This window comes from Scytonema sp. PCC 10023, assembly GCF_963920835.1.
GTDB lineage: Bacteria > Cyanobacteriota > Cyanobacteriia > Cyanobacteriales > Nostocaceae > Kalymmatonema.
Window position 1 is genome coordinate 1 of the sequence record NZ_CAWUDP010000016.1, and the last position, 14,815, is coordinate 14,815.

Annotated in this window: 10 protein-coding genes; 2 read left to right on the forward strand and 8 right to left on the reverse strand. The window is 44.4% G+C overall.

The window, feature by feature from the left end; all coding sequences use genetic code 11:
• Positions 1 to 1,782 (forward strand): PAS domain S-box protein (locus tag ACM0OZ_RS11920; RefSeq protein ID WP_414583049.1); only part of this gene is annotated, 1,782 nt, incomplete at its 5' end.
• 253 nt (positions 1,783 to 2,035) lie between these two features.
• On the opposite strand, the gene ACM0OZ_RS11925 is transcribed toward ACM0OZ_RS11920, so the two are convergent.
• The 6 genes from ACM0OZ_RS11925 to ACM0OZ_RS11950 all read right to left on the reverse strand — a co-directional run bounded on the left by ACM0OZ_RS11925 (position 2,036) and on the right by ACM0OZ_RS11950 (position 6,110).
• On the reverse strand, positions 2,036 to 2,782 hold the full coding sequence (locus ACM0OZ_RS11925; RefSeq protein WP_414583050.1) for an alpha/beta fold hydrolase: 747 nt from the start codon (positions 2,780 to 2,782) through the stop codon (positions 2,036 to 2,038).
• Positions 2,779 to 3,810, reverse strand: coding sequence for an NAD-dependent epimerase/dehydratase family protein (locus ACM0OZ_RS11930; protein WP_414583051.1), 1,032 nt, complete (start codon positions 3,808 to 3,810; stop codon positions 2,779 to 2,781). The genes ACM0OZ_RS11925 and ACM0OZ_RS11930 overlap by 4 nt, the downstream gene beginning before the upstream one ends.
• A 133-nt stretch (positions 3,811 to 3,943) precedes the next feature.
• Entirely contained in the window at positions 3,944 to 4,597 is a 654-nt protein-coding gene (gene clpP / locus ACM0OZ_RS11935; RefSeq protein ID WP_414583052.1) for an ATP-dependent Clp endopeptidase proteolytic subunit ClpP, read from the reverse strand.
• A gap of 102 nt (positions 4,598 to 4,699) precedes the next feature.
• The gene (locus ACM0OZ_RS11940; protein WP_414583053.1) at positions 4,700 to 5,032 is read right to left on the reverse strand and encodes a cupin domain-containing protein; all 333 of its coding nucleotides are present in this window, start codon (positions 5,030 to 5,032) and stop codon (positions 4,700 to 4,702) included.
• A 158-nt stretch (positions 5,033 to 5,190) separates the two neighbouring features.
• On the reverse strand, positions 5,191 to 5,790 hold the full coding sequence (locus ACM0OZ_RS11945; RefSeq protein ID WP_414583054.1) for an SRPBCC family protein: 600 nt from the start codon (positions 5,788 to 5,790) through the stop codon (positions 5,191 to 5,193).
• Positions 5,775 to 6,110, reverse strand: a complete 336-nt coding sequence (locus ACM0OZ_RS11950) for an ArsR/SmtB family transcription factor (protein WP_041033416.1) — start codon at positions 6,108 to 6,110, stop codon at positions 5,775 to 5,777. Before ACM0OZ_RS11950 ends, ACM0OZ_RS11945 begins: the two co-directional genes overlap by 16 nt.
• 523 nt (positions 6,111 to 6,633) lie before the next feature.
• Here ACM0OZ_RS11950 and ACM0OZ_RS11955 point away from each other — a divergent pair.
• A complete protein-coding gene (locus tag ACM0OZ_RS11955; RefSeq protein ID WP_414583135.1) occupies positions 6,634 to 7,452 on the forward strand; it encodes a helix-turn-helix domain-containing protein in 819 nt (272 codons plus the stop codon).
• Positions 7,453 to 8,430: 978 nt separating this feature from the next.
• On the opposite strand, the gene ACM0OZ_RS11960 is transcribed toward ACM0OZ_RS11955, so the two are convergent.
• Together ACM0OZ_RS11960 and ACM0OZ_RS11965 are read right to left on the reverse strand one after the other, a co-directional pair.
• Complete coding sequence (locus ACM0OZ_RS11960; RefSeq protein ID WP_414583055.1) at positions 8,431 to 13,410, reverse strand: eIF2A-related protein; 4,980 nt, start codon at positions 13,408 to 13,410, stop codon at positions 8,431 to 8,433.
• A gap of 172 nt (positions 13,411 to 13,582) precedes the next feature.
• The gene (locus ACM0OZ_RS11965) at positions 13,583 to 14,812 is read right to left on the reverse strand and encodes a DUF1822 family protein (protein ID WP_414583056.1); all 1,230 of its coding nucleotides are present in this window, start codon (positions 14,810 to 14,812) and stop codon (positions 13,583 to 13,585) included.
• Positions 14,813 to 14,815 lie beyond the last annotated feature (3 nt).

Here is a 14,815-nt window from a genome sequence, read left to right on the forward strand (position 1 = left end):
GCCCAAAGCGCAGTGCCAGAGGCGATCGCCCAAAGCGCAGTGCCAGAGGCGATTGCCCAAAGCGCAGTGCCAGAGGCGATTGCCCAAAGCGCAGTGCCAGAGGCGATCGCACAACTCATCAATTCTGGAGTGTGTACTCCCTTCGAGAAGGAATACATTCGCAAAGATAGTCGTCGTGTTCCTGTACTTATTGGTATTGCCCTTCTAGAAAAATCTCAACAAAGCATAGTTGGTTTTGTCTTGAACCTTACACAACGCAAGCAAGCAGAACAGAAAATCCGCGAACAAGCTGCTTTGCTCGATATTACGACAGATGCGATTCTTGTACGAGACTTAGATAACCAAATCCAATTTTGGAACAAAGGAGCTGAAGATCTCTACGGATGGAAGACAGAAGAAGTAATTGGTAAAAATGCCAATGAACTTCTCTATCGACAGGAAACTTTATCTCAACTTCAAGATATCCAAACAAGCTTGATTGAACATGGTTCATGGCAGGGTGAATTGAGCCAGGTACACAAAGACGGCAAGGAAATTATCGTTGCCAGCCGGTGGACACTCATGCAAGATAATCAGGGACAACCTAAATCTATCCTGACAGTCAACACCGACATTACAGAGAAAAAACAACTCGAAGCGCAATTTCTCCAAGCACAGCGCATGGAAAGCCTTGGCACCTTGGCAAGCGGTATTGCTCACGACTTAAATAACGCGTTGACACCGATGATGATGACGGTTCAACTTTTACAGACACAACTGTTCGATAAGCAGGGTAAGCAGTGGCTTTCTATACTGGAAAATAACGTTAGACGTGCCGCAGATTTGGTAAAACAAGTGCTGTGGTTTTCACGAGGTCATGAAGTTAACTTCACGACTTTGCAGGTGAGAGACTTAATTTTAGAAGTTGAACAGATTGTTAGACAGACATTTCCTAAAGCAATTGATATCTGCGTAGATATTCCCACGCCAAACCTCTGGACAATCTCTGGTGATGCTACCCAGCTACACCAAGCGCTCATGAATCTCTGCATTAATGCTCGTGATGCCATGCCAGAAGGTGGTGTTTTGCGGATTTTCGCTAAAAATATTTGGGTTGATACACAATTTTTACGTAAAAATATTGATGCTCAGGTTGGTCCTTATGTTGCTATTACCATATCTGATACCGGAACAGGGATTCCCAAGGAAATAATAGATAGAATCTTTGAACCATTTTTTACAACAAAAGAATTGGGTCAAGGTACAGGTCTTGGTCTTTCTACAGTCATGGGTATCGTTAAAAGCCACGGCGGTTTTGTGAACGTAGTCAGTGAAATCAGAAAGGGAACAGAGTTTCAGGTGTGTTTACCAGTTAAGCACACAGTAGAAACAGATGAGATATTAACAGGACACAACGAGTTACTGGTAGGACATGGAGAATTAGTTCTCCTTGTTGACGATGACGACTCAATTCGTGAAATTACTAAAAACTTGTTGGAAAGAAATGCCTACAAAGTTGTCGTTGCTCGTGACGGCATCGAGGCTGTGGCATTGTATACACAACATCAGCATGAAATTAGTGTCGTGTTGCTTGATATGATGATGCCCTCTATGGATGGTTCAACGACTATCCGCATCTTGAAAAGAATGAACCCAAAAGTCAAAATTATTGGCGTTAGCGGGTTAGTATCAAACCATGAAATAATTAAAATTGTTGGTGATAGCATCACAACCTTTTTGTCAAAGCCTTTTACCTCAGATGAATTGTTAAAAAATTTACAGCTAACTCTCAACACAAACTAGTACAAAAAGGCAGAAGGCTTTCAAAAGCATAAACTACAAACTACATGGTAGGGGCACAGCATTGCTGTGCCCTCCAGAGCCAACCTGTATCCTAATTACAGCGCTTCTTCTATGATTAGACCACAATATCGTAGGGTGGGCATTGCTCCGAAAAGCTTATGTGATACACATTTGAGATATTGGTGAGCAATGCCCACAAAGAAAGAAAACCGCTGTAATAGAAAACTGCTGTAAAAAAACCAGATTTCTAAATTTACTCAGCACTCAGTACCGAAGCAAGGTGGGTAGGGCGAGACAGATAGGGGCAGTGTCCTCCAGGCAGTTCTATAGCATCAACTCCCAGGCGTTTACGTGCAGCATACCGCGACCATACAGGAGAAATTGTCCGGTCATCAGTGCAGGCAATATACGTGTACTCTACATCCGGGAAAGCTTGCAGGGGAGTAACCTCGAAAATGTGTGCCATTGATTGTTGATTCCGCTGTTTGGAGATTGCCCAACGCGCCACATCAGGTTCACAGTCGTGAAACAAAAGTTCCATTGCTAGTGCTTCGCTCCCTGAAGGGTCTTTGCTAAGCGCAGCCGGGTTGTACATATCAGGCTCATCACGGAACTGCTCGAACTGACTCGCCTCTGGTGGTTTGTAGCCTGCTGCTTTGAGGGTATCAGGATCTACCTCGTCATAGAACTGGTCAAGCACACTCGTTCCTACATGCGGGATGAGGGCTGCAAGAAACACCAGCCGACGAACTGGGCGCTGGCTAGCAACAAGGGGAATGACAGTACCAGCCATCGAGTGACCGACCAGCACCACATCGTCGTCTGCGCCTGCAAGCGCTTGAAGCACCACATCTGCAAAGCGGGACAAACTGGCGGAGGGGTCATCAATTGGCAGATCCATTGCCACTGCTTTGTGACCTCGTGCTTCTAGTTCGGGAATCAACAAATCCCAACACCACGCACCTTGCCAAGCGCCGTGAACTAAACAGAAAAGACTCATAAAACCTCCTTCGCCAAAATTGCATCTTCAGTTACGTAGTCCAGCAACCAAGGTTCCCCCAACTTCTCAGGTTCCTTTGGTGGATGAGTCCGCTCCCAGTCTATAGTTTGTTGCAGTGCTTCCTCTGGGGGTACAACTTCCTTGTATCCCAACTCTTGGCGGATGCGAGTTGAGTCTACAAACCAGTGTTGCTCTGTGTTCACCGGCAGTTTCCACTCTGTTGGCAACTTTTCTTTAGGTACAGAAACTACCTTTCCCTGCCATCGTGCGACCTTGCCAACTCTAGTTATCCGTTCAGCCTCGGAAAACACCTCTGCGTCGGCGACATGATAAATGCGACCCTTTGCCTGTTCATGACACACTGCTAGAGCGATCGCATACCCCACATTCTCCACATATCCATACGAGCCTCGCCATCGAGCAAGGCTTTCTTCCAACACAATAGCAGGGCGGTTATCATCTATGCGTTGTAAGTAGGGAAACAAGCGGTGTCGAATATCTCCTGGACCATAAACCATTGGCAAGCGTACAATTGTTCCTGGTAAGTCAGGGTCTGACATAACCACCCGTTCAACTAGAATTTTCTCGTAATCAACTGGCGCGTCTAGAGGTCTATTAGGCATCTCCCGAAAAGGATAAAGTGAAGAGCGCAGAGGCGAATCTTCAGTCAGGGGTACTGGAACAGCTTCAGATTCCCTACCCAAAATCACGCCATAGGCACGATACACATCCATACTACTGATAGCGACAACACGCTTGGCAATACCTCTAAACGTGTTCATCAGTATGTGTGCATCCTGTTCAGTGTAGGCAAACATATCCAGGACGACTTCGGGCGAAATCTCCTCAAACTTGTTTTTGAACTCGTCTAGGTGAATGCGTTCACCCAAAATGCGATGCACACCTGATGGTAATTCAGCTATGCTTTTTCCTCGATGGAACACAGTCACCTCATGACCCATAACACAGAGGTGACGAACGACAGGAGAACCAATAAAGTTAGTGCCACCAATGACTAGAATTTTCATGTTTGAATCCTGTTCATCAATCAGTTTTTGATCAAACCGCCAAGCCTGTCCTCGAGCGAAGCGAAGGGACGCCAAGGACACCAAGAACTTTTGTGTCTTTACATCTTTGCATCAGGTAAATTCAAAACAAATATCAGTTTCCATTCAACTGATGTTTGTCAATGTGCGAGTTAGTTGAAGATTGAACAGACGTAGGCGTTCTCAGAATAACACCGTCAATTAAGCCGTAAGCTTTTGCCTCTTCAGCACTCATGAAAAAGTCTCGGTCTGAATCACGTTGAATTTTCTCTAATGGTTGACCTGTATTAGCAGCTAATATCTTGTTGATAGTTTCTTTGGTACGCAAAAGTTCTCTAGCTGCAACCTCAATATCACTAGCCACTCCCTGAGCGCCTCCTGAAGGTTGATGAATCATAATCCGAGCATTTGGCAAAGCATATCTTTTGCCTTGAGTACCTGAAGAAAGCAAGAATGCTCCCATTGAAGCGGCAAAACCGACACAGACAGTACAAACATCACAACGAATTTGATTCATGGCATCGTAAACAGCCATTCCTGCTGTTACTGAACCTCCAGGGCTGTTAATGTATAATGTAATGTCTCGTTCTGAGTCATCAGCATCCAGAAACAACAATTGCGCAACTATCAAATTAGCCGTTTCATCTGTGACTTCACTCTTCAAAAATACAATTCGCTCTGCAAGTAAACGCGAATAGATATCAAAGGCTTTGTCTCCTTTCTCTGATGGTTGAATAACCATTGGAATGCTGACTTGAGGATTGTTCATAGCATGTTTCTCCAAATAGTAGACAAGTTGAAATTAACCTAACTGCCCAAATAGCTAGGATATTTACAAAATAATTTTGCTGACAAAATCTCAAGTAGGAAGCTACTGAAAAACTCCCATTTTACCAAGACGAATCGTCAAGATTTCGACAGATGTGATGGCTCTATGAGGACCATTTTTAGTGTTAGCAGGTGTAAACCAAAATGTTCCTGGTGTGCATTTACATCCCCCTGTTTCAATAGTTCCATTAAGAACATAAATATACTCGTCACAAGGATGAAAATGAACTGGAATTACAGTGCCAGCAGCCATTTGTAATTTATGGATTGAACCTTGTGGTACTGGTTCAGCCAATGACAGTATTTTTGTTCCTGGAAGTTGCTCAATTTCCTGCCACTGTCCAGTGTGAGTGTCAACAAAATTTTGTTCAGCCATATTTGATGGATTGCTCAAGTTTAAAACTTATCTCACCAAAGTTTGTAATGCTAGAAGCATCGACTTTTACAGAGATAATTTATCTGTGTTCCATAAGTGTGCAGATGTGGTTCTAAATATTCATTAATCATGCTTTTGTAAGAAGACTATTATTTTCCTCACGAGAGAACTTGTGGCAATGTATGTTCAAGTTTGTACTCCCACCTACCACAGAAATAGGAAGTAAGAATCACGCTCGTCGATGCCTGAAATTCTATACCTCTTGACCAATAATTGGACAATTGATGTTCGCCACTCGTTCTTATAAAAGTTCTTGTTTGCAAGGCAGATGCTGATTTTATCTGTGCAAGTGACTTTTTATATAGAGCAGTTGTTGTCGTTTGCTCATGCATAGACTCACCTTGCCACGGTTCTCGCGATCCAGTCACGGCGGTTTCTAGAATTCTATGTTGCAAGCGCACCTGAGTACCGCCTTCTTGTGGTTCCAAAATCCAGGTGACAATGGAAGGCTGAGGCATGAATTTATCCTGCCAAGTGTAGGAAAGCCGTTTTGGCTCTTCTAGTTCAATGACTTCGCAATCAATACTTTCATCGAGCCCTGGCAGTGTAGACTCCTGAAATCGGAATTTGTGTCCTACACGCGGCTCAAAGTCATTTTCCATCAACCATGCAGCTAAGGCGCGACGGTTGGTGAGTACCTGCCAAACTCGTTGTGGCGGATATGGGTAGAAAACTTCCTTGTTCAAGTTTCGGAGCATGAATCTTCCTCCAGATAGTTGCTTAGGGCATCCAGTTTTTCTTGCCAGAACTGTTCGTAATGTGCAATCCAGTCAGAAATCTGCTTGAGAGGCTCCGGGTTCAGGCGATATAACCGCTGTCGCCCTGCTTTTCGCATTTGTACTAATCCTACTTCACAAAGCACTTGTAAGTGCTGAGAAATCGCTGGCAAGCTCATGGCGAAAGGCTCAGCCAACTGTTTGACTGGTTGCTCTCCAGTACGTAACTGATCCAATATCGCCCGTCGTGTTGGATCTGCGATCGCTGCAAAGACATCCGCACTGGCAGCTAGTCTACTCATAGCGATTTTGGATTGTGGATGTTGCATTTTGGAGCGGGTAAAGCTGGCTAATAGGCATTGTCAGCCTATCGCTCCATCGCTTGAAAAAGCAAAAATCTGATCATTGGCGTCATCCCAATACTTAAGCGAATACTTAACTATTTTCATGATAGATAAGCAATTGCTTAAATGTCAACTGCTAATTTTAAGAAATGTTACAAAAACACGTTATTTAGCGTAATACTAACCTACTGGAACTGAGTAATTACTGAGATGTGGGAGTAAAAGCCCAGAATACCTAACTTTTGTTTGCTGCATAAGTGCCATGAGTAGTTAGCTATAAAGTTATCTTGCTTATGTCAATAAAAGCCACCGCTCGTAATTAACTGCACTATTTCCGGAGGAATTAATAATTGTGATTATAAAATCTGGCACTCACGGGGACGGGAATTGCGCGGTTGAGTCTGCAATGCCGTTGACACATAACACCGCAGAAAAGTATGTGCCAACAGGACGTGGAGATTGTTCCTATACCAGTGTTTGGATGGCACAGAAGACAGTGAAAAAAATTCTGGTGATTGAAAATAGAGCAGAAACCCGAAACCTTTTTCTAAAATGGCTGGAAGCGGAAGGTTTCTACACTATGGGTGCTGAAAACGGTCTTATCGGTGTCCAGCGAGCACAGGAAGAGTTACCCGATTTGGTAATCAGCGAAATCATGCTCCCAAAACTCGATGGTTACGGCGTCCTGACTACGCTGCGCCAAAACCCAGCCACAGCGATTATCCCCTTTATTTTTGTCACTGGCGAAGTGACTCAGGCTGACATTCGCAAAGGTATGGAACTGGGGGCAGATGACTATCTCACTAAACCCTGTACACCAGAGGAATTACTGAGGACGATAAGAACCCGCTTGGAAAGACAAGCCACCCTGCGGCAATGGTACGCTGCAAACTCACAACCAGTCCAAGAACCACCATGTGCTGGCATTATAAGACCGACTGCCCCTCAGTGCATCTTTCCCTCCGACCCTCAGTTGAGTAAGGTCTTCGACTTTATTGAGGCAAATTATCATCAATCGCTTACCCTTAGCGACGTGGCTGTTGCTGTTGGTTACTCTCCAAGTTACCTCACTAACCTGGTGCGACGCCAAACGGGACAAACTGTACAAAACTGGATTATCGAGCGTCGGATGGCAGCAGCACGTTCTTTGCTTTTGGAAACCGATGAGAGAGTGGAGGAGATTGCTGCTAAGGTGGGCTATCAATGTATGGTTCATTTCTTCCGCCAATTTAGAAGACATCACGGGACAACTCCCCAAGCTTGGAGAAAGTTACAGCTAACTCAGCACAAACAACAGTGACAAAAGAGTTAGTTCCATCAACAGATTGTCTATTGTTACCTCATATTACATTTTATATATTTATGTAGAAAAATGCTGCGTTATATTTGTACTCACCATTCACTTTTGCGCTGAAAACTCAGTAATAAGCTTATTTGGATACCTTTTTTTCAACTAAATTACCTCACATCTTGCACCTCACCGAACAAACCCGTAAAAGGCAAATAAAGAGTACAAAAATGTGACGGGAGATTAAGGGTAAATATTAAGTACAAAATAGTAACAAAACAATTAAAATAAGCAGTGATATTACATAGACAGATTCCAAAAATAAAACAAACACATTTTTCTTGTTTGGCTAAAAACCCTGCTCTATAAAGGTTTTAAAATGTGTTAGTTAGGAGATAACTCAATATTGCAATGCATTTGAGGTTCTGTTTTCCATTTAATCGTTGAGTAACCCTTATTATTCTCCACAGTCATATACATAGAAAATTTCTCAATCGAATTTTGACGGCTGGGCAGTTTGGGTATGCTGGTAAACATCCTGGGAAACATCCTGACCTCTTGTTTCAAAGCCAAAGGGCTGTATTTCTACAGAAGATACAAGTGTAAAAACTTTGTTTCCGTATAGTAGCGGTCAAGATGGATTTGTTCTAGAGCGAGAAATCTTGATAATTGTGTAATATTTATGACAAAGTAGTCAAGTCACTTCAGGGAGATATGTCTGGTGTGGGGGTATTACTTTGTAAAGACAGGACATTAATTATACTGCTATTGGGTTAGGGATGGCATGTAACTTGTTGGGCATAGTGACCATGAAGTAATTTGTATCAAGTGTGCTACTTACTTATTGGTACTGCTTGAGGCGTTTTATGAGGGGTTATCTGTAGCGATCCCAGGGCAAATGCATTTTGTCAATAAGAATACTTTAATCTCAATAAAGGCGGAATGAATTGCATTAGTGAAGTACCACCGCATGGCGGATAAAGCATAGTTTCAATTTATGTCATCACAAATCCGCCGCTGGGGGTCATCTTTACTCATACCGTTGTTAGGGTTTTTCAGGTACTCACGCGCCCAATTGCAACCGCGCCTTAACAAATCATCAAGATTGAAATTCCACAGAATCACTTTTCCATCAACACCTGCAGAAGCAAGCATCTGACCATCGGGACTGAAACTGACGCCAACAACTGGAGCATTGTGCCCAGTGAGGGTGGTCATCAAGCTTCCATCTCGCCTCCAGAGTTTGATGGTATTGTCAAGACTTGCAGAAGCGATGGTTTGTCCATCACGGCTGAAACTGACGTCAATCACCTGAGCGTTATGCCCAGTGAGGGTGTTAATTAAGCTGCCATCTCGCCTCCAGAGTTTGACAGTTGTGTCATTACTTGCAGAAGCGATGGTTTGCCCATCCGGGCTGAAACTCACGCTATTAACCCAATTGCTATGCCCAGTGAGGGTGTTAATTAAACTGCCATCTCGCTTCCAGAGTTTGATGGTTTTGTCATTACTTGCAGAAGCAATGGTTTGCCCATCCGGGCTGAAACTCACGCTATTAACCCAATCGCTATGCCCAGTGAGGGTGTTAATTAAGCTGCCATCTCGCCTCCAGAGTTTGAGGGTTTTGTCATAGCTTGCAGAAGCAATGGTTTGCCCATCGGGACTGAAACTGACGCCAATCACCGGAGCTTTCTGTCCAGTGAGGGTGGTAATTAATGTGCCATCTCGCCTCCAGAGTTTCACAGTTTTGTCAAAACTTGTAGAAGCGATGGTCTGCCCATCAGGACCGAAACTAACGCCAATCACCGGAGCTTTATGCCCAGTGAGGGTGGTGATTAATGTGCCATCTCGCCTCCAGAGTTTCACGGTATTGTTAACACTTGCAGAAGCGATGGTCTGCCCATCTGGGCTGAAACTGACGCCAATCACTCGAGCTTTATCCACAGTGAAGGTGGTTATAAAGCGGCCATCCCACCTCCAGGGTTTGACGGTATTGTCAACACTTGCAGAATTGATGATCCGTCCATCTTGGCTGATACTAACGCCAATCATCGGACTTTTCTGACCCGTGAGGGTGGTCATCAAGCTGCTATCTCGTCTCCAGAGTTTCACGGTGTGGTCCATACTTCCAGAAGCGATGGTTTGCCCATCCGGGCTGAAACTAACTCCAGTCACTGTAGATTTATGTCCAGTGAGGGTAGTTATCAAGCGACCATCTCGCCTCCAGAGTTTCACGGTTTGGTCTACACTTGTAGAAGCGATGGTTTGCCCATCTGGGCTGAAACTGGCGAAATTAACCGGAGCTTTATGCCCAGTGAAGGTGGTGAGCAAGCTGCCATCTCGCCTCCAGAGTTTCACGGTATTGTCAACACTTGTAGAAGCGATGGTTTGCCCATCTGGACTGAAACTAACGCCAGTCATCGAACTTTTCTGTCCAATGAGAGTGGTGATTAATGTGCCATCTCGCCTCCAAAGTTTCACAGTTTTGTCAAAACTTGCAGAAGCGATGGTTTGCCCATCTGGACTGAAACTAACGCCAGTCACTGGAGCTTGATGCCCAGTCAGGGTGGCAATCAAGTTGCCATCCTGCTTCCAGAGTTTGACCGTTTTGTCATAGCTTGCAGAAGCGATGGTTTGCCTATCTGGGCTGAAACTGACGCCAGTCACTGGAGCTTGATGCCCAGTCAGGGTGGTGAGCAAGCTGCCATCCCGCTTCCAGAGTTTCACGGTATGGTCTGAACTTGCAGAAGCAATGGTCTGCCTATCTGGACTGAAACTAACGTTAATCACCCAAGCTTTATGCCCAGTGAGAGTGGTGAGCAAGCTGCCATTCCGCTTCCAGAGTTTCACGGTATGCTCAAAACCTGCAGAAGCGATGGTTTGTCCATCTGGACTGAAACTGACGCCAATCACCTGAGCTTTATGCCCAATAAGGCGGTTTTGCTCTCTCACATCGTAAACGGCTTTAAGCAACCCCGTCACGATTTGTATTCGGGTGTAGGGTTCTGCTTCACCTGAGTGTATCAATTGTCGCAGTTTTTTCCCTACCTTGATGTTTTCTATCAACCCGTCAAGTTGTAAAATTCCACTAGCAGTCTTGCTTTCTGCTTGGAGTGCCGCATTTTTGTACTGCTTTTGCACTTGATTCCACTGGTTAATGGCAAAAATAGCTGCTGCACTCACAAGTATAGTAGAAGCAATGGCTACACCAGTTCTGGTCTGAGCTGCTTTTCGCGCTTTCCTTTCCTGCTCTAGCTCTCTTTGTCTACGTTCTTGCTCTTCTCGCCGCAGACGATCGCGTAACCCCAAACTCAACTCGATAAACACCCGCTCAGATGGACTGACTTCCTCTCGTCGCTGTTGCAACCAATCCTCAGCTTCCGCCAAAGATGCACCATGTAACAGAGCTCCCTCATCATTATTGGTAACTTCCCATTGACGCATTGCTCCCCGTAAGCGCTCTTGCCAAGTGCGAAAAGTGCGATCGCTCTTCATCCACTCTCTCAAGCGTCCCCAACCCAGAATCAAAGCTTCATGCACCACCTCCACTGTTTCTTCAGAGGTTGCTTCCTCATAACCAATCACTACCAGACGCATATCCTCACTGTTGAGGCGCGTCACCAACTCCCAGTTTTCTTCTCCTATCTCTTGGCGCGTGGCTAGACGACGGGTATCTTCCGTCCCCGTTGTTTCCCCTGGACGCACCAGTTGTGTGAACACTCGCCGTATCTGTTTTGGATGATACTCTTGAGCTATCTTGTCGTATACTTCCTTTGCGTATTTTCCTAGTGCCTCTTGGATACCGCCAATTTCATCGTAAGCTTGATTCGTCAGTTGGCGAGTTCTGTGTTTTATTGCTTCTGTCCAAAGCTGTTTCAGGGCAAACTCCAGTAAAGGCAGTTTGTCTGGTGGCGATTTATGTTGCGAGTTTTCCGCTTGCTTGCGTGTTTTTTTGCCAACATCATTGAGAATCCGCTCTATCAGTCCTGTCTCTAGTGTGACACCCAAAGAGTATGCAGGATGTGCGATCGCCTCCCCTAATTCCTGCTCATTCATCGGTCCCAGGTTCAAACAGTTATTTTCCAAGGCATCGTTAAAAGCGCGGTAAGATTGAGCATAGCCATAAAAGTCAGACCGCAGCGTCAACACCAGTTTGAAACAAGGCGCATTATATACCGCCCCCAACACACAATCAAGAAAACTCTCGCGTTCCTCAAAATCTGGGCAGAGGGTGTAGAGTTCCTCAAATTGGTCAGCCACCAACACAATCGATTTGGGATTGGTTGATGATATCCTGGCTATGAATTGGGTTAAGGTATCCTTGTTTGAGCGTAGTTCCGTTGCCAGTTGGTGAATTTCAAAGAGACGATGCTCCAGCTCAGAGCTGCCCAAAGGGCGTTCGCGTAGCGTGCCCTTTGGGCATTGGCGCAGAGCGCCCGCTGAGTCCTGAGCCTGCGGCTCTGCTACGCAGTACGGACACGCTGCGCGTATAGCCCGAAGGGCATCGCTTGCGCTTACGCGCTCAGCTTGGTTTATCTGAGGTTCACCCTCATTACCAGCAACGGCTTGAGTTGATTGCAAAGTTAAAAGTGCCGCAGCTAGGGCATCCAACGGACGCTTTCCAGGACGGAAATGGGCAATTTGCCAGTTATCCGGTTCCTTAAGCAGATAGGGAATAAGTCCAGCAAACACCACCGAAGACTTACCCCTACCGCTTGGTCCAATCACCGCCACTAGTGGCTTTTTTTTCACCGCCTCTAATAGCCGCTGTGTAAAAGCTTCCCGCCCAAAAAACACCGACTTATCTTCTTGTCGGAAAGCGGATAATCCTTTGTACGGGCAACGAGGAGTACCCCCCAAATCTATCCATCTTGGTGGTAATTCTGCGGGATTCTGGCAAATCACAGGTAACCAGCTAGCACCAGGAAATTCATTTTCCAAACCCTGCAACTGTTCTCGCGCTTCCCGCACTGCTAAATAAAACGACTTACCATCAGCAAACCCCCTAAGAAAGCGCTTCAAAAACTCTTGTGCCACTTTATCTGGCACTGGTTCTCGCATGACAATCATTTGGGGAATATGCAAATCATCCAGCTGCTGTGCTAACCCCAACCCATCACAAGAGTTAAAAATTGCCAACTGCAACCCGCATTCTATGGCTTTTTTCAGGGCATTTTTAAACTGGGGAATTGTTAAACTTTCGGTAGGATTTATATATATGTGACCTGTTTCTCCATCATTTCTGCTATGACTATGTCCAGCAAAAAACAAAATATCCCATCCCCGCTTATCCCAAAGTTGTTCGTCTAATTCATGACGTTTTGGCTCTACCAAAAATACTGTCTCTACGTCGTCTGATAAGCTTGACAATAACTTTTTGTCAGCATCAGTGTCAATTCCCGTGCTGTCCCCCAAGATTGCCAGAATTCTCACTCTTAAAGCAGAACTTTTTGTTTGACTTTCAGGCTCAAATTCTATAGGACTTAAAGCTACTTCCGCCAAACGGTAATCCCTAAAAAAACGCCAAATATGCCAGGGCAGTTTTCGGAGTAAATTATCCTCAGTTTGAATAATGACTCGGATTTCATCATCATGAGATAATCGCATCCGCAGTTGGCGGTCGATGTTACGAAATGCCTCGGTATCCAACCAATTATCTATTTGATTTTGTAATTCTTCACATACGTTAGAAAAATCAGCATCAGAAACGTGAGTCACGTCAGCTTCATCAATTTTGATATCTTCATCGGTTAACTGAGAGAGACGCAAACCTATATTTATAGAGCGAGCCGAATAGATTAAATCATAAAGCAATTGCCAACGGCGGTAGAGGTCGATAATATTTGGAGCCGCAGGTAAACTACCCTGAAATTGACTTGTTTTGGAATTGCCTTCTAACTGTAACTGAACAGTCACAAAGTGAAAACCCTCTTGTAGAGTACCCCTTCCCAAGTTTAAGATAACTAATACCATTTTGGATTTTAGATTTTAGATAATGGAATTGTGTTAGCGCAGAGCGTGCCGTAGGCATACGCGAGTGCGTCTGGTGGAGAAAGAGTTACTGGTAATAGCTTAATGCGTTCCATCTGTCGCAATCATTTTTCCAATGGGTATAACTTACTCATTTTTCTAATCGCGCAAGTCGTTAAACCACAAAATCTTCCGTAATACTAAAATTATCGATAGTCACTTGGATTTTGAATGTTTTTCTTTTTGGGCATGTAAATCGTTTCAGTTGAATCAAGTTATCTTGAGTTCGTGAGCGAAATTCCTGGAGAGTTGCTCCTGAAGAAGAAAGTAAAGCAAGTTTGATATTAGGTGGTAGGTAAGTTTGTCCATTATATGGATGTAACTGGACGCGGATACCCACTTTCTGCTCATCTTCTTGTGTTAAACCAATCAGCAGTGCAACAGAATGATTGCCTAGTTGTATTCCCAAATCAATCAACTTGACTCCATTAACAGACACTCCTCCAACAGTAAGTTCACGTTGTCTAAAAGCAAAAGCTAAATTTTCTGATTCTGTATTTAGAATTGTATTAAGAGACTGCCAATCGGTATCAAAAATATTTTGAAACCAATTGCTCAAGTTGTTAACTGATGCCGTGTTTTTAGCAATAGCCAAGCCACCTATTCGTCGATGATACAACTGAGTACGCCATTCATCATTATCCAGTAGTGCTGCCCATCGCTCAAACGGTACATCAACTCGTAAACGGGGAAAATAAATAGATGAATCGCCTAACAGTTGCAATAATTTTTGCGCCTCAGCTTCAGATAAACTTGGTAATTCTGAGATTTCCTCTTGTACAGGGAGTCCCAATGTCATCAACACCACAGAGAGATTTTCTGTTAAATTTTCTGCTGCTAACACGTAGGTGCGCTCATTTGAGTTATAGGAGCCAAAATTCTTAAGTAGGCGATGAGTGGTAAAACCGAGGACTCCCAAAAAACACTCATCATTATCCGCCTCTAGATTTACTTGCACTGCTAAGTAATAATCACCTGCAAAAGAAGGAATGTCTACCCATTCTTGGGGTACGCACAACTCTTCTAAATCTATTGTTTCACTGGGAATTAGCACTATTCGCTTCTCACCCAGTGTAATTGCTGCACCATTTACCACTTCCCAAATACTGGGTAAGCTATCCTCACTTGGAAAAATTTCGGGTTTAGACACGGATTCGGATGCCAGCCATTCTGTAAGCCAGTTAAAGAAAATATACAATGAAAGGTGATTTCGATAAGCGTTGTATCGTGCAAGCGTATTAGAATGGCTCTGAGCTTGCTCCCAGGCTTTCTTTTTGTCTGCCGATGAAATATTTAACCACAACAGATTACTAACAGATCTTTCTAACTCATTAAAAGGAAACATCAC

Excerpts from the sequence above, each read along its gene's own strand:
- ACM0OZ_RS11925 (WP_414583050.1), bottom strand. The coding sequence starts at position 2,782 with ATGAGTCTTTTCTGTTTAGTTCACGGCGCTTGGCAAGGTGCGTGGTGT.
- ACM0OZ_RS11930 (WP_414583051.1), bottom strand. The coding sequence starts at position 3,810 with ATGAAAATTCTAGTCATTGGTGGCACTAACTTTATTGGTTCTCCTGTC.
- clpP (WP_414583052.1), bottom strand. The coding sequence starts at position 4,597 with ATGAACAATCCTCAAGTCAGCATTCCAATGGTTATTCAACCATCAGAG.
- ACM0OZ_RS11940 (WP_414583053.1), bottom strand. The coding sequence starts at position 5,032 with ATGGCTGAACAAAATTTTGTTGACACTCACACTGGACAGTGGCAGGAA.
- ACM0OZ_RS11945 (WP_414583054.1), bottom strand. The coding sequence starts at position 5,790 with ATGCTCCGAAACTTGAACAAGGAAGTTTTCTACCCATATCCGCCACAA.
- ACM0OZ_RS11950 (WP_041033416.1), bottom strand. The coding sequence starts at position 6,110 with ATGAGTAGACTAGCTGCCAGTGCGGATGTCTTTGCAGCGATCGCAGAT.
- ACM0OZ_RS11955 (WP_414583135.1), top strand. The coding sequence starts at position 6,634 with ATGGCACAGAAGACAGTGAAAAAAATTCTGGTGATTGAAAATAGAGCA.
- ACM0OZ_RS11960 (WP_414583055.1), bottom strand. The coding sequence starts at position 13,410 with ATGGTATTAGTTATCTTAAACTTGGGAAGGGGTACTCTACAAGAGGGT.
- ACM0OZ_RS11965 (WP_414583056.1), bottom strand. The coding sequence starts at position 14,812 with ATGTTTCCTTTTAATGAGTTAGAAAGATCTGTTAGTAATCTGTTGTGG.